The 21,897-nt window shown below is 64.6% G+C and carries 19 protein-coding genes; 6 read left to right on the top strand and 13 right to left on the bottom strand.

Annotated elements, in window-relative coordinates; genetic code table 11:
- Positions 1-5: 5 nt before the first annotated feature.
- From DVT68_RS16400 to DVT68_RS16385, 4 genes are all read right to left on the bottom strand, one after another.
- The gene (locus tag DVT68_RS16400) at positions 6-2,618 is read right to left on the bottom strand and encodes an MMPL family transporter (RefSeq protein WP_199536100.1); all 2,613 of its coding nucleotides are present in this window, start codon (positions 2,616-2,618) and stop codon (positions 6-8) included.
- 90 nt (positions 2,619-2,708) lie between these two features.
- Complete coding sequence (locus DVT68_RS16395; RefSeq protein ID WP_233523522.1) at positions 2,709-3,437, bottom strand: phosphorylase family protein; 729 nt, start codon at positions 3,435-3,437, stop codon at positions 2,709-2,711.
- Positions 3,434-5,440, bottom strand: coding sequence for a squalene--hopene cyclase (shc, locus tag DVT68_RS16390; RefSeq protein WP_199536097.1), 2,007 nt, complete (start codon positions 5,438-5,440; stop codon positions 3,434-3,436). The genes DVT68_RS16395 and shc overlap by 4 nt, the downstream gene beginning before the upstream one ends.
- A complete protein-coding gene (locus DVT68_RS16385) occupies positions 5,437-6,603 on the bottom strand; it encodes a phytoene/squalene synthase family protein (protein WP_233523521.1) in 1,167 nt (388 codons plus the stop codon). Before DVT68_RS16385 ends, shc begins: the two co-directional genes overlap by 4 nt.
- Positions 6,604-6,891: 288 nt before the next feature.
- Between DVT68_RS16385 and hpnA the strand changes: the two genes are divergently transcribed.
- Complete coding sequence (hpnA, locus tag DVT68_RS16380) at positions 6,892-7,872, top strand: hopanoid-associated sugar epimerase (RefSeq protein ID WP_114826185.1); 981 nt, start codon at positions 6,892-6,894, stop codon at positions 7,870-7,872.
- A 3-nt stretch (positions 7,873-7,875) separates the two neighbouring features.
- Here hpnA and DVT68_RS16375 read toward each other — a convergent pair whose 3' ends face one another.
- The 5 genes from DVT68_RS16375 to hpnI all read right to left on the bottom strand — a co-directional run bounded on the left by DVT68_RS16375 (position 7,876) and on the right by hpnI (position 13,339).
- The gene (locus DVT68_RS16375) at positions 7,876-8,766 is read right to left on the bottom strand and encodes a ferritin-like domain-containing protein (RefSeq protein WP_114826184.1); all 891 of its coding nucleotides are present in this window, start codon (positions 8,764-8,766) and stop codon (positions 7,876-7,878) included.
- A gap of 16 nt (positions 8,767-8,782) precedes the next feature.
- Positions 8,783-9,817 (bottom strand): lysylphosphatidylglycerol synthase domain-containing protein, encoded by a 1,035-nt coding sequence (locus DVT68_RS16370; protein WP_114826183.1) that lies wholly within the window; start codon positions 9,815-9,817, stop codon positions 8,783-8,785.
- Positions 9,814-10,605, bottom strand: a complete 792-nt coding sequence (hpnK, locus tag DVT68_RS16365; RefSeq protein ID WP_233523520.1) for a hopanoid biosynthesis-associated protein HpnK — start codon at positions 10,603-10,605, stop codon at positions 9,814-9,816. The genes DVT68_RS16370 and hpnK overlap by 4 nt, the downstream gene beginning before the upstream one ends.
- Positions 10,606-10,664: 59 nt before the next feature.
- Entirely contained in the window at positions 10,665-12,092 is a 1,428-nt protein-coding gene (gene hpnJ, locus DVT68_RS16360; RefSeq protein WP_114826182.1) for a hopanoid biosynthesis associated radical SAM protein HpnJ, read from the bottom strand.
- A 74-nt stretch (positions 12,093-12,166) separates the two neighbouring features.
- Complete coding sequence (hpnI, locus tag DVT68_RS16355) at positions 12,167-13,339, bottom strand: bacteriohopanetetrol glucosamine biosynthesis glycosyltransferase HpnI (RefSeq protein ID WP_114826181.1); 1,173 nt, start codon at positions 13,337-13,339, stop codon at positions 12,167-12,169.
- A 94-nt stretch (positions 13,340-13,433) separates the two neighbouring features.
- Here hpnI and DVT68_RS16350 point away from each other — a divergent pair, with 94 nt between their 5' ends.
- The 5 genes from DVT68_RS16350 (at position 13,434) to DVT68_RS16330 (ending at position 18,100) form a co-directional block, all read left to right on the top strand.
- A complete protein-coding gene (locus DVT68_RS16350) occupies positions 13,434-14,075 on the top strand; it encodes a DUF2147 domain-containing protein (protein WP_158543526.1) in 642 nt (213 codons plus the stop codon).
- 54 nt (positions 14,076-14,129) lie between these two features.
- Complete coding sequence (gene idi, locus DVT68_RS16345) at positions 14,130-14,738, top strand: isopentenyl-diphosphate Delta-isomerase (RefSeq protein ID WP_233523519.1); 609 nt, start codon at positions 14,130-14,132, stop codon at positions 14,736-14,738.
- 115 nt (positions 14,739-14,853) lie between these two features.
- Entirely contained in the window at positions 14,854-15,996 is a 1,143-nt protein-coding gene (hpnH, locus tag DVT68_RS16340) for an adenosyl-hopene transferase HpnH (RefSeq protein ID WP_114826179.1), read from the top strand.
- A gap of 3 nt (positions 15,997-15,999) precedes the next feature.
- Positions 16,000-17,115 (top strand): glycosyltransferase, encoded by a 1,116-nt coding sequence (locus tag DVT68_RS16335; protein ID WP_114826178.1) that lies wholly within the window; start codon positions 16,000-16,002, stop codon positions 17,113-17,115.
- 109 nt (positions 17,116-17,224) lie between these two features.
- Entirely contained in the window at positions 17,225-18,100 is an 876-nt protein-coding gene (locus DVT68_RS16330) for a fumarylacetoacetate hydrolase family protein (protein WP_114826177.1), read from the top strand.
- Between the two features lie 71 nt (positions 18,101-18,171).
- Here the strand turns inward: DVT68_RS16330 and DVT68_RS16325 are convergent, their stop codons facing one another.
- From DVT68_RS16325 to DVT68_RS16310, 4 genes are all read right to left on the bottom strand, one after another.
- On the bottom strand, positions 18,172-18,744 hold the full coding sequence (locus DVT68_RS16325) for a GNAT family N-acetyltransferase (protein ID WP_114826176.1): 573 nt from the start codon (positions 18,742-18,744) through the stop codon (positions 18,172-18,174).
- A 306-nt stretch (positions 18,745-19,050) separates the two neighbouring features.
- Positions 19,051-19,773, bottom strand: coding sequence for an acetoacetyl-CoA reductase (gene phbB, locus DVT68_RS16320; RefSeq protein WP_114826175.1), 723 nt, complete (start codon positions 19,771-19,773; stop codon positions 19,051-19,053).
- Between the two features lie 141 nt (positions 19,774-19,914).
- Positions 19,915-20,847: a carbamate kinase gene (gene arcC, locus DVT68_RS16315; RefSeq protein WP_114826174.1), complete on the bottom strand. Its 933-nt coding sequence runs from the start codon at positions 20,845-20,847 to the stop codon at positions 19,915-19,917.
- Positions 20,848-20,881: 34 nt separating this feature from the next.
- Complete coding sequence (locus tag DVT68_RS16310; RefSeq protein WP_114826173.1) at positions 20,882-21,892, bottom strand: ornithine carbamoyltransferase; 1,011 nt, start codon at positions 21,890-21,892, stop codon at positions 20,882-20,884.
- Positions 21,893-21,897: the final 5 nt, after the last annotated feature.

Here is a 21,897-nt window from a genome sequence, read left to right as displayed (position 1 = left end):
GGGAATCAGTGAGGCTTGTCGGGCGCCTGGCACAGGCCGATCGAGTACAGCATGGCCGGCAGAAAGGCGAACGTGGATAGCAGCACCGCCAGCAGGCTGAGCAGCAGCACGATGCCCATGCTGGCCGTGCCGGGGTGGCGCGCAATCGCCAGGCTGCCGAATGCGGTGCCCGTGGTCAGCGCGGAGAACAGGACAGCGCGGGCGGTGGGCGAGCCCAGGAACAACTGCATGCCCTGACGCCAGTTCATCACGAAGTAGACGTTGAAGGACACGCCGACGCCGAGCAGCAGGGGCAGCGCGATGATGTTGGCGAAGTTGATGGAGAGCCCGCCGATGCGCGCGAGCAACGCGGTGAGCAGCGCGGACATCAGCAGCGTGGCCAGCACCAGGCCGGCGTCGCGCAAGCGCCGCAGCACCAGCATCAGCACGACACCGATGGCGAGCGTGGCGTACACGGCCGCCTCGCGAAACGCCGACAGGATGGTGTCGGCGGCCTTGATGGTGTCCACCGCCGATCCCGCGGCATCCGGCGCTACTTGCTGCACCGCCTGCACGAAGCGCCGCAGCCCTTGTGTCTTTTGCGCGCTCGCCGTCGGCGTGACCTGCACACGCACGCGGCCATCGGGCGTGAACCAGTCACGCTTGAGTTCGTCGGGCAGGTTTTCCATGGTGATGCGCTCGGCGGACAGCGAGTCGGCCAGCTGATGCAGGGTGTAGGGCAGGAACTGGGTCAGCGCCTGGTTGGCCGTGGCCATCTGTGCATCGGACCCCTTCGCCAGTTGCTCAAGCGCCTTGCCGATGCGGCGCAGCGGGGACTTGGCGTCCAGTTTGTCCGCCACGCTGGCGATACCTTCGGCGGTGTCCCTGGCTGCCGCGCGCATGTCCGCGTAGCTGGGTGTCGGCTGGCGTTCGCCGGGGTTGAGCACCGCGTACATCAGGTCCGACGCCTGCTGGATCTGCTCAAGCTTGTCGTCCTGGTGAGCGGGTACGAAGTCGGCGCCGGAAACCACCTGGGCCACTTCGGGCAGCTTGCCGAGCCGATCGCCGATGGTGCGGGTCGCAGCGAGGTCTTTCACCAGGATGTCCATGGTGAAGGGATTGGTGTTCGGGTCGTCCATCAGCGAGGTGAGCGTGCGCATCGCCTCGGTGTCGGAGCGCTTGGTATGCAGTGGATTGGCGTCAAATGGAATGGTGATGGCGGACCACAAGCCGGCCAGGCCGATCAGCGCGAACGCAGCCAGTACGCCCTTGCGATTGCGCTGCAACCATGCGTCCGCCTTGGCGCCGCCGGGTAGGGCGACCTCGGCGTGCGGCTCCTTCTTGGACAGCAGGCGCAGCAGCGCGGGGAGCAGGGTGAGGGTGCACAGCAGGGCCAGCAGCATGCCGGCTCCGGCGATGATGCCCAGCTCGGCCACGCCGGTGAAATCGGTCGGCGCGAACGCCAGAAAGCCGCAGGAGGTTGCGAGCGCCGCAAGGCCAATCTGGCTGACCACGCGATGGGCGGTCTCGTGCATTGAGTCATCGAAGTTGCGTTCGCTGAACATGCGAGCGCGCAGGCGCACGGCGAACTGGATGCCGAAATCCACCGCGAGCCCGACGAACAGCACCGCAAAGGCCACCGACACCAGATTGAGGCGACCCACCGCGAGCGCGGCGAAGCCAAAGGTGTAGATCAGCCCCGCCACCAGCGTGATGATCACCGGCACGATCAGGCGCCACGAGCCAAGCGCGAGCATCAGCCAGAAGATGAGCAGCACGCTGCTGCCGACGGCGATGGGGACGGCGCGATCAGTGAGCGAGGCGAATTCCTCATCGGCCAGAGGCACGGAACCCGTGTAGTTGATGCGCACACGCCCGGACTTCACTTCCGGCAGCGCGTTGGCCAGGCGCAGCATCTCATCGGTCGCGGCGCGACCTGGCTGCAGCGCGGTGAAGTCGCGAACGGGGTGGATGAGGATGAACTCCTGGCCGCCATTGGCGCCCACCAGTTGCGGCGTCAGCAGGGCCTGCCAGGACAGTGGCGACGCGTGGCCGCTGATGGCGTCCTCCATGCTGTGGGCGACGTTGCCGAGCGCGGCGTCATAGGACGACAGATCCTCGGTCATGCCGCGCCGCACGCCTTCGACCATCAGGTCCAGGCCATGGAACAGGCCGCGCGCGGTCGGATCGGTCGCCAGTGGCCCCAGCAGCGGCTGCGCCTGCAGCATGCTGCCGATGGTGCTCTCCAGTTCCTTTGGGGGTAACAGCAACAGCCCCTGGCGGTTGAAGAACGGACTGATGCCCGGCGTGGTGGAGGAGCGGAAGTGCGTGGGATCGGCCCTGAGCTTCTCGTTGAGCGCCTGCGCCGCGATGCGCGCCTCTTCTGGCGTCGGCGCGCGCACCACGACAGTAAGCGTATCGCTGAACTGCGGGAACTGGCGGGCAAAGGCCTCGCTCTGCTGCCGCCATGGCAGCTTTTCCGAAAACAGGTGGTCTGAATCGGTGTCGATGCTCAGTCGATGCGATGCGGCGTACAGACTGATCAGCAGGAGCAGGGCGCCCAGCAGCAACACGACGAGATAATGGCGATCGCTGCGATCGACCAGCCAGACCAGCCCTTTGTGGATCGCTCTGAACACGGCGCCGGCTCTCCTGGCTCCCAGGTGGCTGGCCGTTGTTCGCGAGGCCAGGCCTGGCATTCCGAAAACGATGGTGAAACGTTAGCAGGATCAAGGCGGTTCGTGACCCAGCCCGTTGCCGGTGGCGATGGCGGCGGCACGCAGCGAGCGGGTGGCCCGGCGCATGCGTGTGGCCAGTCCCGGCAGCGAGCCAAGCAGGCCCGGATGGCGCGCCAGCGTGGCCAGCATGGGTAGTGGGCGCAGCCTCCCCCATGCATCGATGCCCGCTTCGAGCGCCGCGGGCACCGTGTCGTCGCGCTCATCAACGATCGCCCGCAACACCACGAAGGGCAGGCCATGCTGGTCCGCGACGCTGGCGACACCCGCGCTCTCCATGTCCACTGCCATGGCCTGGTGGCGATCCCGCATGGACGTCTTGGCCTCCGGTTCGTACAGCGGGGTGGGCAGGCTCAGCAGGATGCCCTCCATGCGAGAGGCCAACCCGGCAGCTTCGAGCTGGTCGTGCAGCGAGGCCCTCCAATCCGGAGTCGCCACATAGTCGACGCCATGCTGGTCGACGATGCGCTCAGGGCAGAACAGTGTGCCGCTGTGCATGCCGGGCGCGAGCGCGCCCGCCACGCCGAACACCGCCAGGGCCGTGGCACCGGCCTCGACCAGCGCCTGCGCAGCCTCGCGCGCGGCGTCCTGTCCCATGCCTGCAAGCCACACCATCGCGCGATCGCCGTGTGCAACCACCTCCATCGGCGGCAATGTGTGGCCGGTGAGCGCCCGCGCTTCGGCGGCGAGGGCGAGGACGATGCCGACCCGGCAGGGCCTCACTGCGTCGCCCGCGATCGCGGGACGTCCCGCAGCTGTCGGTAACGGGTCAGTGCCCATAGCGGAAAATAGGCGGTGTAGCCGTGGTACTTGAGAAAGAACACGCGGGGAAACCCCGGCGCATTGAAGCTCGGGTGATACCAGAGGGCAGCTTCACGCTCGCCGTCGGCCTGCTGGTCATCGAGCAGCCACTGCACGCCGCGCCAGACCGCCTCGGCATCGTGCTCACCAGCGGCGATGAGCCCCAGCAGCGCCCAGGCCGTGCTGTGCGCCGTGCTGACGCCGCCGTTGGCGCCGCGTAGCGACGGATCGTAGTAGCTGTCGTTGGTCTCGCCCCAGCCGCCGTCGGCGTGCTGGCAGGACAGCAGCCATTGCACCGACTTGCGGATCCACGGCTGTTGCATGTCTTCGCCCACCAGCGCCAGTCCGCCCAGCACCGACCAGGTTCCGTAGATGTAATTGGTGCCCCAGCGCCCCCAAAAGGCGCCGTCGGGCTGTTGCGCCTTGCGCAGATACGCCACGCAACGGTGGATCGCTTCCTGGTCCTGCGGCCGCGCAAGCACGCCGAGGCAGGCCAGCACGCGCCCGGACACGTCTTCGGTCGGTGGATCGAGCATGGCGCCGTGGTCGGCGAACGGGATCTGGTTGATCAGGTCATGCGTGTTGTCGCGGTCGAAGGCGGCGAAGCCGCCGTTGGACGACTGCATGCCCACCAGCCAGTCGGCGGCGCGCGCGATGCGTTCACGCAGGGCCTCGGCCCTGGGCGTGCCGCGCGAGGTCACATGCAGCAGGGCGGCGATGACTGCGGTGTCATCCAGGTCCGGGTAATACGCATTGGCGTACTGGAAGGCCCAGCCGCCGGGCGCCAGGCGTGGCGCCTGCACGGCCCAGTCCCCCTTGTGCTCGAGCTCCTGCAGTGGCGTCAGCCAGTCCATGGCGCGCTGCACGGCGGCCTGGGTGGCGTCGTCGGGACTGGCCCGAAGTAGCGCCATCGCGGCCCATCCGGTGTCCCACAGTGGGGAGACGCAGGGCTGGCAGTAGGCAGTGCCGTCATCGCGATGCACGATCAGCTTCTGCAGGGACTTAAGGCAAGTGGCGCGCGCGGGATGGTCCTTGGCATAGCCGAGCAGTTCCATCGCCTCGAGCGCGTTGACCATGGGCGGAAAGATCGCGCCCAGGCCATCTTCGCCGTTGAGCCGCGGCAGGAACCACTGCTCGGCCCGCTGCACCGCCTTGCGACGCACGGCGGCGGGAATCCACGGGTCGCAGGCGCGCCCGATCTTGTCCAGCACCAGGAACAGCCGGCTGATCAGGCCGTGGCTGGAAAAATAGTGACGCTCCTGCTCCGGCGGCGTGACGAACAACTCGCGCACGTCCACGCGCCGCGGATTCTTCGCGGTCGCCTTCAGCGAGCACAGGACGAACAGCGGAACCATGGTGGTGCGGGCCCAGTACGACACCTTGTCGAGATGAAACGGGGCCCAGCGCGGAAACAGCATGATCTCCACTGGCACGTAGGGGGCGGCGCGCCAGGGAACCTGCTGGAACATGGCCAGCAGGATGCGCGTGAACACGTTGCTGCGGGCGGCCCCGCCCATCGCGAGAATCGCGTCGCGGGCACGCTGCATGTGCGGTGCATCCGCGGCGTCGCCGGCGGCCTTCAGCGCGTAATAGGCCTTCACCGAGCAGGACACATCCATCGCGCCGCCGTGGTACAGCGGCCATGCGCCATGCGTGTCCAGGCACTGCTTGAGGCGAATATAGCGCGCGAGCTTTTCCTGCAGCACCTCGTCGATCTCGTCGAGGAAGTGCATCATCAGGATGTATTCGGCCGAGATGGTGCAGTCGGTCTCGAACTCGAAGCACCAATGCCCGTCCTCGCGTTGCCTCGCCATCAGCGCGAGGCGCGCTCGTTCGATGGCCCGGTCGAGTCGGTCGGCGGCGGGCTGCGGGTGGGGTGCATCGCGGCGTGCGGCATCGATGACGGTGGCGGAGGTGTCCGTCATAAGAAGCGAGCGTCTTCAGGGTTGCGCCGCGAAACCGCGCTATCGAGGTAGCTGGCGCGACGCCAGGGCCAGGCGCGTGGCACAGACTGCGTCGCGTCCCAGTTCGGTCCGAGCGTGGTCAGGGGCAGCTTGCGCGCAGCAGCGGCAAACAGCCAACGCACGGCCGGATCGTAGCGATCAGACAACTTGGTGAGGCTGATCGTCTGCGCTACCGCCGCGCGCGACACCTTGACCTGCGCACCGGCGGAGAAGTCGAGGTGCTCCTGCAAGTTGCGCAGCGTGAGCACGGCCAGGCCAATGCTCCACAGGCAGAAACGCCGGAAGCCGGTGTGCCGCGCCGGCACGATCAGGGTGTACTCGACCGCGCGGCATAGATGGGCATGGGCGACGCCAATCAGTTCGATCATGGCGTCGGCATAACGCGCGTCCTGCTGGCCCGGCTGCAGGTCGTTCAATTGAACGCCTCGCCGCGAGAACACTTCCTGCGGCAACCAGCACACGCCGTGATGGCGATCCTCCCACTGGTCCTTGAGGATGTTGGTCATCTGCAGACCCTGGCCAAAGGAGACGGCCAGGCGCATCAACGTGTGCGATTGTGTAACCAGTTCCGGTTCATAGTCGATCAACAGTCGCGTGAGCATTTCGCCGACCACGCCAGCCACGCAGTAACAATAGCTATCCATGTCGCGCAACGAATCAAGCCCGCGCAGGCTCACGACGCCCTGGAAATGGTGCATGCCCTTGCACATCACCTTCAGGCAATCGGTGATGGCGGCTTGCTGGATGGGAGTGAAGGTGCGGGTAATTTCCAGCACCAGCGGCAATTGACGAAGCAGGTCGCGCTCGGCCTCCGAGGTGGCGTCGGAAAGCCGTGGCGCCAGTTCAGCCGCAAAGCTGCGCGCATCAATGCGTCCGGTGACGGCCTCGACAAAGCCGGCTTCGTAGCGGCCTTTTTCGTCGACCGAGAGCGCGGGCTCGTCCTCGATGGTGTCGGCGATGCGGCAAAGCAGATAGGCGTTGGCCACGACGTGGCGCAGCGCGGGCGGCAGCTGAGGTATCGTCAACGCGAATGTGCGGGACACCTTCGGAAGCATCGTCGCCTGAAAGTCCCAGGCGTTGCCCGGGCTGGCCGCAGCGACGTCTTGCGCATTAAGCATCGGCATGCCTCGGCTTTCCTTATGTATTCACATACAGAGAAACGCGAGATTTCGCGATGGTAGCACCCCGTTCCTGGAGGCTGCAGCCATCTGATCAGAGCAAATGTCGTCGAACCGTCTAGGGATGCCCGGAGTATGTGAAGCCGATCGCGGATGGTCCATGGCGGCGCGGCACGACGGATCGGCTTCGTTCATAATGAACTGACACTCATCCTCGGGTTCAGGGATTGCCTGCCCTATGCGTTCTGGGTTCCTGCTGATGTCGGTCGGGCCTGCCACTGCGGCGATCCCATCATGAGATCGCTGGTCACGGGCGCGACCGGTTTCGTCGGATCGGCTGTTGTGCGCCGCCTGCTGCGCGAGGACCACCGCGTGCGTGTACTGGTGCGCCCCGGCTCGGATCGCCGCAACCTGCAAGGGATCGACGTGGAGGTGGTGGAGGGCGACCTCATCAACGCCTCGTCGCTGGTCAGGATTTGCGACAACTGCGATGCCGTGTTCCACGTGGCCGCCGACTACCGCCTGTGGACGCCTCAGCCCCAGCAGCTTTACAGCACCAATGTCGAAGGTACGCGGGCCTTGCTCGAAGCTGTCCGTCGCAGTGGCGTGCCCAGGATGGTCTATACGAGCAGCGTGGCGACGCTCGGTATTCCCGCCGACGGCCAGCCGGGCGACGAGAATACGCCGGTCACGCTGGATGACATGATCGGCCACTACAAGCGTTCGAAATTCCTTGCCGAGCGGCTGGTGTGCGAGTACGCCGCCCAGGGTGTTCCCGTGGTCATCGTCAATCCGTCCACGCCGCTTGGGCCACGCGACATCAAGCCGACGCCAACCGGACGGATCGTGCGCGACGCCGTTGCCGGGCACATGCCGGCGTATGTCGATACGGGGCTCAACATCGTGCACGTGGATGACGTGGCCGACGGTCACTGGCTTGCGCTGCGCCATGGCGCCGTAGGTGAGCGCTATATCCTCGGTGGAGCCAACCTGAGCCTGCGTGACCTGTTGTTCGAGATCGCCGACATCGTGGGTCGCAGGCCGCCACGATGGAAATTGCCGCATGCTGCGTTGATGCCGGTGGCCTATCTGGCCGAGGCATGGGCGCGCATCAGCGGACGCCAGCCCATCGCGACGCTGGAGGAGATACGCATGTCGCGCAAGCGCATGTTCTTCACCAGCGCCAAGGCGGAGAGCGCGCTCGGTTATGCGGCTGGCCCGGCGCGGCTCGCCGTGGAAGATGCGGTGGCGTGGTTCAGTCTGCATCACGCCTGAGCCTCAGCGCAGGAAGCGCCGGATCAGGCGCGCCATCCGTGGCACGAAAGTCGGGCGCAACAGGCGAGGGTCATAGCCATCCATGCGGTAACTGTCCTGCGCAAGGCAGAGGTCGAGCAGTTCGCCGGGTTTCAGTTCGATGCCGATCTGCTCGTGGCCGGTCAGGGTGAAGTTGGCGTCCTGCATCTCACCGTTGTTGTCCAGGCCCTTGGCGATGCCGATTCGCTCCCAGATCAGGAACAGCCACGCACGCATCACTTTGCATTCGAACGTGATCCGTCGCCACAGCGACAACTGCCTGCGATGCCAGGCCACCCAGTTGGCGAAGAACAGGATGTGGCGTGCTTCCTCCTGCATCACCGGCTCGAAAGTGTCCACCAAATCGGCGGGAAAGTAGCCGGTGCGCTTGGCCGACTCGAACAGGCCGAAGGCGAAGAAGCTGTCGATGCACTCGCTGTAGCCGGTCACCAGCCAACCCCATTCGGGGTCGGACGGTATTTCATATGTTGGTTCTGGCGCCAGCGCTATGCCGTAGGCCTCCACCATCTTGCTCAGCACCACCTTGTGGCGGGCTTCCTCGTCGCCGTCCATGGTGAGCGCTTCATGCAGGAGCGGGTCGTTGACCATCGCCGTGTAGGTCGCCACACGCAGCTTGGCCTTGCCCTCGGTCTGTACCGCGATGTCCCAGATAGGCAGCGAAGTGATGCGATGCAGGGCGTCTTCGCTGAGCGCCGGCCATTCAATCACCGCCGGTTTATAGGGATTGTGCGTGTCCAGCAGCATGCGGCAGAACAGCCGTTTGTGCGCGTCCGAACCGAGGCGGATGCGGCCCGGCTCGGCGCCCAGCCAGTGGCGCATGGCGTGGTCGGCAGCGGCAAGCACATCGTGCGACATGGGTTACCTCCCTGGTTCAGCCCAGCCTGTTTTCGGTGGCCTCGGGCGACAGGCTGGCGCGATCGGCCTGGATGCGATGGCGCAGGCGCTGCGCCTCGGCCCATTGCCATGACAGCAAGGCGGGAACTCCAAACCCGACCTCGCGCGCGCGCTTCACCAGGGACAGTGCAATGGCGGCGTCCGGCGGCAGGCCGATCAGGTGGCCAAACAGCACCAGGCCGCCCTCCTGCACGCCGAGACCCGCAGGCACGAAGAAGATCATGTAGCGCAGCGTGTGGGTGGCCGCCTCGATCGCGAGCGCATCCCATACGGTGATGGGATAGCCCAGCAGTTGCAGGGCCAGCCAGCTTTCGAAGCTCCCGGCGATGAAGCCGAGCAACTGCCACATGCAGGTCACGGCCAACCGCAGCGGCCGCGCGTAGAGGACGCGGATCTCCTCGTCCAGTCGCGCACCGTCCAGCAATGCCGTGAGCCGGGAAGGGCCGCCGAGCAATTTCTCGGCGACCGCATCCAGGCGGGAGAAAGGCTTGCCGTGTCGCAGCAGAAGGATCAGCACGATGGGCAGCGGCAGGCCAGCCACCAGTGCGCCGATCACCGAGTTCATCGTGCCGATGTGTTCGGTCAGTCCCACCAGCAACAGAATGCCGAGGGCCGCGAAGATGTACTGGCTGACCAGCGTGAGCAGGACCTCCATCACCACGCTGGCCGCCACCACGGCGCCGTCGAGGCCTCGCCATTTGACGATGCGGATGCCGGCGATCTCGCCTCCGACGTTGGCCACCGGCAGCAGGCGGTTGCAGGCTTCGCGGATGGTGGCCACCCATAACAGGAACGTCACGGTCGCGCGTCGCTGCGGGTCTCGTGGCGCCAGCAGGTTGCGCCAGCCGAGTACGTCCAGCCATAACGGGAACGCGTGGAACGGTACCAGCCAGAGCAGGGCCCAGCCCGCGTGGTTGAACGCGGCCCGGATGGCCGTCCAGTCCTGATGCACAACCAGCACGATGGCGAGGGTCAGGCCCAGCAGTCCAGCGACGTAGACGAGGTATTTCATGCGGCCGCCGGATCGCTGAAGCCACGGCAGAGGTGGCACCGCTCTGCGATCGCCTGGTGAACGCGCGGCGAGAGCAGGGCGGCCAGTTCGTCCGCGTGCCGATAGTCAGCCATGCTGGGCGACAGCTGTCCGTGCGTCGCCGGATGCAGGTACATCTCGCTCAGCCCGGCGGGCATCTGCTGCAGCAGCGTGAGCAGGACGCTCTCGTCCATGCCGCCGGTGTGGCGGAGGCCAAACACGTGGTCGTTGTAGCGCACGCCGGAACGGCGCAGGCGGCGCCGCATCAGCGCCAGCCACGGGCGCAGCCATGGCCCCATGCCCGGTTCGGCAGGCAGCCTCACCGCGCGCAGCCCGTAGTCGCGGCCGATCGACAACAACAGCCCCAGCACCGTCGGGTGCAGATGGAAATGCTTGTGTGCATTGACGTGGTCGAGCGCCAGTCCGGTAGCGGCGAACGCCTCGAACTGTGCGCGAATCTCCGCGGCAAGCTGTCGTCGCACGCGAGGGAGAAAGAAAAACCGCATGCCGTCGCCGACCATGCGGTTTCCGAATCGCCCGTGCGGGTCCACCAGGTCGGGGATCTGCGCCGATGGCAGCGCCGCCCGTCCATCAGCCAGCACCAGATGCAGCCCCACGGCCAGTCCGGGCAGGCGTCGGGCACGCTCCACTGCATCAGCGGCTGCGGGGGCGGTGACCATCAGGCTCGCGGCGCGCAACACGCCGTCGCGATAGCCGGATTCCACCGCCTGGTTGACTGCCTCGTGCAGCCCGAAATCATCGGCGGTCACGATCAGTCTTGGTCGGATCGGGGGCGAGGGCGGACTCATGGCGCGGCCACGCTGGCCTGTCACGCCTCGTGGGCGCGAAGGAAGCGGAAGAATTCCACGCCCTCGCGCAGGCGTCGCCTGGTCATTTCCCAGCTTCCCAGCATCTCGCGCACGATCTCCCAGATCTTCGAAGGCCGGAAATAGAAACGGCGGTAGAAGGTCTCGACGCCGTGGAAGATTTCCTCTTTCGACAAGTGCGGATAGCTGAGCATCGCAAGTTGGACGCCCTTGTCGTTCACGAGGTTCGTCGCGGTGTTGGGTTCGAGCCAACCGTTCTCGATGGCTTGCTTGTACAGCGAGGTGCCGGGATAGGGCGCCGCCAGCGAAACCTGGATCGTGTGAGGATTGATTTCCTTGGCGTACTCGATGGTGCGTGCGATGGTCTCCTTGGTCTCGCCTGGCAGGCCGAGGATAAAGGTGCCGTGCACGACGATGCCCAGCTTCCGGCAGTTCTCGGTAAACGTGCGGGCGATATCGGTGCGAAGGCCCTTGCGGATGTTGTGCAGGATCTGGTCGTCGCCCGATTCGTAGCCCACCAGCAGGAGGCGAAGTCCGTTGTCCTTCATGATCTTGAGCGATTCGTAAGGCACGTTGGCCTTGGCGTTGCAGCTCCAGGTCCAGCCCATGGCGTGCAGGCCCCGCGCGATCTCATGCACGCGCTCCATGTTGGAGCTGTCGGTGAAGGTGTCGTCGTCAAACATCAGTTCGCGGACCTCGGGCATGTGCTCCTTGATCCACTTCGCCTCGGCCAGCACGTTGGCGGCCGAACGCACGCGATAGCGGTGCCCGCCCACGGTCTGCGGCCACAGGCAGAAGGTGCATTTGGAACGGCAGCCGCGACCGGTGTAGATCGAAACGTACGGGTGCTTGAGGTAGCCGATGAAATAGCGTTCGATCTTCAGGTCACGCTTGTAGATCGGCGCCACGAACGGCAGGTCGTCCATGTGCTCGATGGTGGCGCGCGGCGGATTGTGCTGCACGCTGCCGTCGGGTCGGTGGAAGCTGAGGCCTGCGATGTGCTCGAACGGGCGGCCTTCGGCCACTTCCTTGCACGTATAGTCGAATTCCTCGCGCGCCACGAAGTCGATGGCCGGGGATGCCTGCAACGATTCGTGCGGCTCCACCGCCACCTTCGCGCCCACCATGCCAATGAGAATGCCGGGACGGCGCTCCTTGAGCATCTCGGCAAACTTCGCATCGGTGGGGAACGATGGCGTGCTGGTGTGGATGATCACCAGGTCATACACGGCGGCGATGCTCAACGTGTCGTCCACGGAGAGCTCTTCCACCGGTGCATCGAGCAGTCGCGATCCGGGCACCAGGGCAGCTGGCTGCGCCAGCCATGTGGGATACCAGAAGCTCTTGATCTCGCGCTTGGCCTGGTAACGGGAACCGGCGCCGCCGTCGAATCCGTCAAACGACGGCGCCTGCAGAAAAAGCGTCTTCATGGGATAGCCAAGCTCCTGCCGCAGTGATGCCTGCGCTTGCAATGAGTTGTTCACCACACTTCACAGCTTCGTCTTCAAGAATAGCGCGACGGCGTGTGGTCACGTGCATGGAGGACATGGTCACGCCAGTGCACGCGCCAATGGACCAGGGCGCCGGCCCATTCCACCAGCAACAGGACGTCACGAAAAGGGGTAAGCCAAATGTCACGCCAAGGTGAAGAGCGGGCCGTGTCTCGCCACGACACGACATAACGCAACACGCGGGCGACGCCGCCGCACAGGACGGCAAGCAGACCGATCTCGGTCGGCTCCAGAACGCACACCAGCAACAGAAGTGGCCACGTGAAGCAGATGAAGCTGAAGAAGAAACCCATCGGCGAGATCGCGCGGATGGTGCGGAGCCAACGTAATTCCCGACGCCACAGACTGCCGAGGTCTCTTTCGCTGATGGTGGTGCCGACCTCCACATCCGACAGCACGGTGCGCAGTCCCAGGCGGCGGCTGAGCTCGCCAAGCCAGAAGTCGTCCGCGAGCGTGTCCCGCAAGGCCTCGAATCCCCCCATGCGGCGCAAGGTTTCGCGGCGCATCGCAATGGTCGAGCCGAACGCGAAGTGGGTCGATCCGAATGCATGGGCAAGTCGGACCGACGGGGCGAACCAGTCATCGATGAACAGGCGCCCCATGCGGGCAATCGGTTGCTCCGTGGCCAGGCCGTGATAGAGGCAGGTGACGATACCTATGCCCTCGTCCTGCAGCGGCACGCAGACGCGGCCGAGATAGTCTGATGGCACGCGGATATCGCTGTCGGCCAGCACCAGCCAGTCGTGGTTGGCGTGGGCCAGGAGGTTGATCAGGTTGCTGACTTTGGGATTGGCACCATGCACCTGCGAGTCGACCACCAGGGTAATCGTCCGTTGCGGAAACTCCTGCTGGAGGCGTTTCACCACGGCCACAGCCGGGTCGTCGGACTCACGCACACCGCACAGCAGTTCGTAGATGGCGTAGGCCTGCTCGCAGAAGCTGCGCAGGTTCTCATACAGGTCAGGCTCCATCCCATGCAATGGCTTGAGCACGCTGACCGGCTGGCTTGCCCAATCATTCACGTCCACCTGTGGATGCTTGATCGTGCGCGCGTGAACCACGCAAGCCCAAAGGCTGAGGTAGGCGTATGCGATGGCGCACAGGCCGAGTGGTATGCCGAGCCACGGCAGGACATGTGTCAGGGCGGCATAGTGCGGCGTGTGCATGGCTCGGACGCGACCCTCCTTCAGACTCCAACGGTAACCGATGCGCCCAGTGAATATCTTGTGCCGCAACCATCCCGTTCATGCGAGCAGGATCGTGACAGGCGTCGCAAGATTGCTGCTGGTCATGGCCGGCCTCGCATGGGGTGTTGCGACGGCCATGCAGGTAGCCGTCGACCAGACATCCCCGCCGGCGACGGACATCGAAGGCGACTGGCTGGTGCAGACCCGTGACGCGATCATCCGCATCGAGCGCCATGGCGACCAGTTCGAAGGTCGCATCGTGTGGCAGTTGCACGATCGGTATGGTCCGGAAGATGGGTCCGAGCGCAGCGGCAAGATCGTCACGGACATGAATAATCCAGACCCGGCCCAGCGCTCCCAGCCACTCACGGGGCTGCGCATGCTGTGGGGGCTACGTTACGACGTGGAGCGCAAGGCCTGGGTCGATGGGCGGGTCTACAACCCCGACAGCGGCAAGACTTACCACTGCCTTGTGCGCCTGCCGGAACATGATCGCCTGATTCTGCGCGGTTATATCGGCGTGAGTCTGCTGGGTGGCAACACCACCTGGACGCGCACGCACGAGCCGTTTCCCGCCTCGGCCAGCGCAGCCACCACGGTGAACTGGCGTGATTCGTTGGTGATGGTTTCCGATCAAGGCACTACTCGGCGGCGATCATCCTTGCTAGCCTCCGGCATCCGTGTCGCGAACTCGCTCCGGCGGCCTCATATGTGAGGAAAGCGTGACGAACGGGCCGCACGCTGTCTGCCGGACGAGAGAGGTTTACCCTTGACCAACCGCGAGCTGGACTATCTGGAAGGCGCCTGGTCGGGAAGTGTGGTTTCCTTCCACGACGAACCCTTGGTGCTGGTGGATGAACACGACCGGGAAATGGGTTTCCTGGACAAGACCTCCGCGCATCTCGGGCAGGGCATCCTGCATCGCGCTTTCTCCCTGTTTGTATTCAATTCTGCCGGCGAGCTGCTGTTGCAGCAGCGCGCTCAGGGCAAACGGTTGTGGCCGGGTTACTGGTCCAACACCTGCTGCAGCCATCCAAGGCGCGGGGAAAGCATGGAGAAGGCGGTTCATCGCCGCCTTCGCGAGGAGCTGGGCCAGGCGTGTGAGCTGCACTTCCAGTTCAAGTTTCAGTATCAGGCGCAGTTCGATGACGAGGGCGCTGAACACGAACTGTGCTGGGTATACGCCGGGCGTTGCGACGAGGCGCCGGTGGTCAATGTCAACGAGATCGCCGCCTTGCGTTACGTGTCGCCGGATGCGCTCGATGAGGAAATCGCCACGCATCCTGAGCACTTCACGCCCTGGTTCAAGATCGAGTGGGGACGCCTGCGCGCGGAGCATGCTTACCTGTTCCAGTCCCATGCGTCACTGCCGTCCTGAGCTTGTGTTTACGAGCGTGGCAGGGTGGCGTGTCAGGGCTTGAGCACTTGATGGCGCAGTTACCCTCGACGGCGCCTGGAGCCATGGTCCATCGATAGGTGACGAGGAGATTCCGTTGGGCATTCCTCTTATTCAGCAGATCAAGATCGCCCGCTACATCCTTGGCAAGAAGCTAAGCGGGCAGAAGCGCTATCCGCTGGCGATGATGTTGGAGCCGTTGTTCCAATGTAATCTCGCCTGCGCCGGCTGCGGAAAGATCGACCATCCCAAGGAGATACTGCAGAAGCGCATGAGCGTGGAAGACGCCTTGCGCGCGGTGGACGAATGCGATGCCCCGGTAGTCTCGATTCCCGGCGGCGAGCCGCTGATCCACAAGGAACTTCCGCAGATCGTGCAGGGCATCATTGCGCGCGAGAAGTTCGTCTACCTGTGCACCAATGCCATCCTGCTGCCCAAGCACATCGACGAATACACGCCTTCGCCGTATTTCACCTGGTCGATCCACCTGGACGGCCTGAAGGAACGGCACGACGCCTCCGTTTGCCTTGACGGTGTATTCGACAAGGCGGTGGCGGCCATCGAACTTGCCTTGTCGCGCGGCTTCCGCGTCACGATCAACTGCACCCTGTTCAACAACGAGAAGCCCGAGGAAATTGCCGAGTTCTTCGATTTCGCCATGGCTCTGGGCATCGAGGGCATTACCGTGTCGCCCGGTTATAGCTACCAGCATGCGCCACGGCAGGATGTGTTCCTGGCGCGCTCGGAAAGCAAGCAGTTGTTCCGCGATGTGTTCCGGCTCGGCAAGACGCGTCGGAGCAAATGGGTGTTCAACCAGTCGTCGATGTTCCTGGACTTCATCGCCGGCAACCAGAGCTATCAATGCACGCCCTGGTCCAACCCTACCTACAACATATTCGGCTGGCAGAGGCCGTGCTATCTGCTGGTCGACGAGGGCTACGCCAGCTCCTACAAGGAGCTGATGGAAGACACCGCGTGGGACAAGTACGGCGTGGGCGTCAACCCCAAGTGCGACAACTGCATGGCGCACTGCGGCTTCGAGGGCACGGCGGTGGACGACACCTTTGCCCACCCCCTGAAGGCGGCGCACGTGGCGACCTTCGGCCCGCGCACAGATGGCGCGATGGCGCCCGACTTGCCGGTGCGCTATGGCGATCTTGCGGATGCCACCGCCATCCGTATTCCGGTCAGTGCGATCCGGCGCCGTGACGCGGCGTCGGGGGTGGATGCCGGTCGCTGAGCCATGTTCGCTCTCGCCTGCGCTGTGCTGGCGGCTCTCCTGTGGGTCGGCCTGCTGCTGACGCCATGGCGAGCATGGAGCACGCGCGAACGGCTCGAAGCAGATTCGGAATGCCGGCTGGACCTCAGTGAAGTGACGGTGCTCGTGCCCGCGCGCGATGAGGCCGCAGGGTTGGCTGCAACGCTCACGGCCCTTCAGGCGCAAGGGCCGGGCCTCACCATCATCGTGATCGACGACCAGTCCACCGACGATACTGCTGCGGTGGCCTCGTCATTCGCTGGCGTCAGGGTGATCCAGGGGCAGCCGTTGCCGCCTGGCTGGGCCGGCAAGCTCTGGGCGCTGGAGCAGGGCAGGCGGCACGCGGATACGCCACTGGTGCTGCTGCTTGATGCAGACATCGAACTCAGGCCCGGCATGCTTGCCACCTTGCTTGCGTTCAAGCGACGACAGCAGAGGCAGTTCGTCTCGCTGATGGCGGATCTGTGCCGCACCAGCGTCTGGGATCGCCTGTTGCTGCCGGCATTCGTGTATTACTTCAAGCTGCTTTACCCGTTTGCCATCTCCAACTCGCCCTCGACACTGGTGGCGGCCGGGGCGGGTGGTTGCATCCTCATGGATACGGAGCTGCTGCAACGCACGGGCGCCTTCGGCAGCCTGCGTGATGCGCTAATCGATGATTGCGCGCTGGCGCGGCAGGTGAAGCGGGCAGGGGGGCGTACCTGGATCGGGCTGAGCCGGGGCGTGGTGAGCCGGCGCTCGTATGGGAGCTTCGCCTCGATCCGTCGCATGGTGGCTCGTTCGGCCTTCACGCAGCTGGGTTATTCAACGACGCTCCTCTTGTTGGTCACGGCAGTGTTCCTGCTGGCCTATGGCGCGCCGCTGGCGTTGCTGGGGTGGCCCCATGCCTGGCCGTGGGCGTGGGTGGCATGGCTGTCGATGATGCTCAGCTATCTGCCGATGTTGCGCTACTACCGGATGTCCCCGGGCTGGGCCTTGCTCCTGCCCGTGAGCGCCGCCCTGTACCTGGGCATGACCTGGAGTTCCGCGCTGGGCTACTGGCGTGGCGTGCGTTCGCAATGGAAGGGGCGCGTTTATGGCGCCGGGTCCCCGGGCGCCTGAGGCGGGGGCAGGGACGAACCCGATTGCCCATTTCGTCGGCTCCGGTTAGCGTGCACCTGGTTTGGTCGCAAGGCTTGCGACGCGCTTTCCCGGGATGGATTCGACGAACATGAAACTGCTCAACTTCCATGCGTCCGATGGCATTCGTGCCGGCCTGCTGCGCCCAGCAGGCGTGGAGGACCTGGCGCGCTCGGGACATTGGCAGGGCCCTCTGCCGACGTCGCGCGATGGCATCGAGCAGCTGGCTGCCCGGCTTGGCGAGGCTCCGGCCGAACTGCTGCCGCTGGAATCCCTGCGGCTGGCTCCTGTGGTGCTGGCCCCGGAAAAGGTGATCTGCATCGGTCTCAACTATCGCCGGCATGCCGCAAGCGCCCAGATGAGCCTGCCCAAGGCGCCGTCGATCTACGGCAAGTTCGCCAACAGCCTGAGTGCGCACGGCGCCGAAGTCGCGCTGCCGGTGGTCGATCACAAGTACGACTACGAGGCGGAGCTGGGCGTGATCATCGGCAAGGAGGCACGCGACGTGCCCGAATCGCGCGCATTGGACGTGGTGGCCGGCTACTGCTGCGTCAACGACCTCAGCGCCCGTTCGCTGCAGCTGGCGACCAGCCAGTGGACGGCGGGCAAGATGCTCGATGGCTTTCTGCCGGTCGGCCCGTATCTGGCTACGCATGACGAGATTCCTGACCCGCAGACGCTCGGCATTCATTGCTTCGTCAATGGCGAGAAGCGCCAGGGTTCCTCGACCGGCGACATGATCTTCGGGGTGGCCAGCCTCATCGCCTTCCTGTCGCGACTGGCTACCCTCAAGCCGGGCGACGTCATTGCCACCGGCACACCCGAAGGCGTCCAGGCCGGCGTCGCGCGCCCGCAGTGGCTGAAGGCGGGCGACGAAGTGGTGGTCGAGATCGATGGGCTGGGCCGGCTGGTCACCCGACTCACCGGTCCCGTCCGGCGACGGGAGGCGCATCCGGAAAGCGCCTAGCTTCAGGCAAGCGCCCATCACGGCGCCCGGTTCGCGCGGGGAAATGCAGGCAAGGCAGATCGCTCGGCGCCTTAGCGGTCCAGAACCAGCTCAAATGTCACCGACGCAGGATCCTCAGGGTCGGGTCGGCTGTGGAATCCCAGGTAGCTGGCCAGGGCGTGAGCGCCTGCGCATCGCACGGCGTCCACGGCATACATGCGATGGATGCCACGCATCCGGGCGACGCCGATCAGGTGGTTCATGAGAATGCTGCCCACCCCGCACTGGCGCCACGATGGATCGACTGCCGCGGCACAGTCGCAACACATCCCGTCGTCGTTGACGCGATACCTGGCCGTGCCGATCACCTGTTCATCACCGTCTTCGCGCACCAGGGCGAGGATGCCGAACTCATGAGCTTCGTCCAGATCTGTCAGCTCGGCGCCGATGTGCTCGGACGTGGGCTTGATGATGCCAAGAAAGCAGTACTCCATCACTTCTGGCGTCAGGCGCGACACGAAATCCTGCTCGAGTGTGGCGTCATCGGAGTGAACAGGGCGGATGAGAACCACCTTGCCATTGCGAAGCCGTCCCATCCAAACGCCTTGCGGCGCCATGGCTGGAATGGCTGGGTTGTTTGCAGGAATGGTGTTGAGGTCTGACATGTCGCGGTCCTCGGGATTCAAGGCCGCCGCGTTGCGGGCCGGACAAGCATCCCTGTCATGCCACGACCCCGGGCGGCCCTGGGTTCAATGGATGTCCCGCGATGATGCGCCGAATCTTTCCCTACGTCACGTACGTGTCATGCGCAATTCGTGGACTCACCCTCCATGAGAGCGGTGCGCGCGTCTCTACATCGTTTGGACGGCCGAAGTTGAGGGTTGCGTAACCCGCTCTGGCGAGGGCAGGGGAACGCCGTCGCGCGTCTCGATGAGCGTGTGCCTCCACACTTTCTTTGCTCCCGATTCGGCTCAAGGCATCCACTGGCCGCCGTTGACGTCAAACGTGGCGCCGGTGATGAATCCAGCCTGTTCGCTGACCAGCAGCGACACCAGACGCGAGACGTCCTGGGGTTGGCCGAGCCTGCCCATCGGGATGCCCGCCACGATGGTCTTCAGCAGGTCGGCGGGCACGGCGCCGACCATGTCGGTTTCGCAATAGCCTGGGGCGACCGCGTTGACGGTGATGCCCTTGCCGGCGCTCTCCAGGGCAAGGGATCGTGTGAATCCGATCACGCCTGCCTTGCTTGCGGCGTAATTGGCCTGACCCACCTGGCCTTTGCGTCCGTTGATCGAACTGATGTTGATGATTCGACCGTAGAGCCGTTCGCGCATGCCGTTGATGACGCCACGGCACATGTTGAACATCGATCCGAGATTGGTGCGCATCACCTCCAGCCACTGCTGCTCCGTCATGCGATGGAACATGGAGTCACGGGTAATGCCCGCGTTGTTGACCAGAACGTCGATCGGCCCGATGTCGCGCTCAACCTGCGAGATCCCTTCCACGCAGGCCTGGTAGTTAGAAACGTCCCAGGCGTAGACGGGTATTCCGGTCTCCGTCTGCAAGGTGCGGGCCGCCGCCTCATTGCCCCGGTATATCGCCGCCACCTGCAAGCCGTCTTGATGAAGTGCAATGGCGATGCCGCGTCCCAGTCCGCGGGTGCCACCTGTTACCAGTGCAACTCGGCGCATGCTGAAAGTCCTCGTCGCGGCGTTGGCCGCATTGCGGGTTGATTGGTCCAATCCTTCGCCATGGCGCTCACAGGGAGTGGGTCGCGCCGCGGCCGGCGTGCGGTTCGTGCGGATGGATGGAAGGTCATGCGACTTTCCGCACTAGGTGTGGTAGTGAATGCCGGGCTCACCGACGCTCACGCGCGTACCCGCGCGGCCATCGATGATGGCGACGATGTCCGGCAGCGCGCCGATGACGGCGTCCTTGCCTGTCTCACGTGCAAACTCGATGGCCGCCTGAACCTTGGGGCCCATCGAGCCCGCGGCAAAACCCAGCCGTTCGAGTTCGTCCGGATGGGCTCTGGCGATCGATCGGCGCGTCGGCTTTCCCCAGTCCACATAGGCGGCATCAACATCGGTGGCGATGATCAGCAGGTCCGCATGGAGTTCCTGTGCAAGCAGCGAGGAGCAGAGGTCCTTGTCAATCACTGCTTCCACGCCAACCAGTTTCCGGTCCTTGTCATACATGGTGGGAATGCCGCCGCCGCCGGCGCAGATCACGATCGTGCCGTGTTCGATCAGCCACTTGATCGGGCGGATCTCAAAGATGTGGCGGGGGCGCGGACTGGCCACGACCCGGCGGTATTTGTCGCCGTCGGGAGCGATGCTCCAGCCTTTCTCCTTGGCGAACCTCTCGGCGTCTTCCTTTGTGTAGACCGGCCCAATCGGCTTGGTGGGGTTGCCGAACGCTGGATCATTCGCGTCGACCTTCACCTGGGTCAGGATGGTGGCGAAGGGAACCTCATAAGGCAGCAGGTTGCCGAGCTCCTGCTCGATCATGTAGCCGATCATGCCCTCGGTCTGGGCGCCCAGAACGTCGAGCGGATAAGGCGCCACGTCCTTATAGGCAGCGCCCTGCAGCGCAAGCAGGCCCACCTGTGGGCCGTTGCCGTGCGCGATCACCAGTTCGTTTCCCGGCGCAACTTCGGCGATCTGCTGCGCGGCGGTGCGCACATTGTCGCGCTGGTTTTCAGCAGTCATGGGTTCGCCGCGACGCAACAGCGCATTGCCGCCCAGTGCTATGACGATACGCATAATCGGCCTCCATCCATCGGGCAGGGTGGTCGCATCAGAGATCGGCGAGCGTCGACACCAGGATGGCCTTGATGGTGTGCATGCGATTCTCCGCCTGCTCGAAAGCGATATTGAGCGGAGACTCGAAGACTTCCTCCGTCACTTCGACGCCGTTGGCGAGATTCGGGTACTTGGCGGCGATCTCCGCGCCGACCTCGGTCTCGCTGTTGTGGAAGGCCGGCAGGCAGTGCATGAACTTCGCCTGCGGGTTTTCCGTGGCCTTCATGAGCGCCATGTTGACCTGGTAGGGCAACAGCGCCTTGATGCGCTCGCCCCAGGCCTCGACGGGCTCACCCATCGACACCCACACATCGGTGTGGACGAAGTCGACGCCCTTGACGGCGGCCTTGGCATCTTCGGTCAACAGCATGCGCGCGCCACTCTCGGCGGCAAATTCCCTGCACAAGGCGACGTGGTCGTCATGCGGCCAGAGGGATTTAGGCGCCGCGATGCGCACGTCCATGCCAAGCTTGGCGCCGATCAGCAACAGGGAATTGCCCATGTTGTTGCGAGCATCGCCGAGATACGCGTAGCTGATCGAGGTCAATGGCTTGTCGCAATGCTCGCGCATGGTGAGAACGTCAGCGAGCATTTGCGTCGGGTGGTATTCATCGGTCAGTCCGTTGAATACCGGTACGCCGGCAAACTTCGCCAGCTCCTCGACGATTCCCTGTTCGAAACCCCGGTATTCAATGGCGTCGTACATGCGTCCCAGCACGCGCGCCGTGTCCTTCATGCTCTCCTTGTGACCGATCTGCGATGAATGTGGGTCGATGTAGGTCACGTTCGCGCCCTGATCGTAGGCAGCCACCTCAAAGGCGCAACGGGTGCGGGTGGACGTCTTTTCGAAGATCAGGGCGATGTTCACGCCCTTCAGATGTTGCTGTTCGGTGCCGCTGTATTTCGCGCGCTTGAGGTCACGCGACAGGTCGAGCAGGTAACGCAATTCGCGGGGCGTGTGGTGCAGCAGGCTAAGAAGGCTTCGATTGCGCAGATTGAAAGCCATGTCGT

It is taken from the genome of Dyella solisilvae (assembly GCF_003351225.1).
In the GTDB taxonomy this organism is placed as follows: Bacteria; Pseudomonadota; Gammaproteobacteria; order Xanthomonadales; family Rhodanobacteraceae; genus Dyella; species Dyella solisilvae.
The sequence above is the reverse complement of the archived record's forward strand: the minus strand, read 5'-3'. Positions and strand labels throughout refer to the sequence as shown.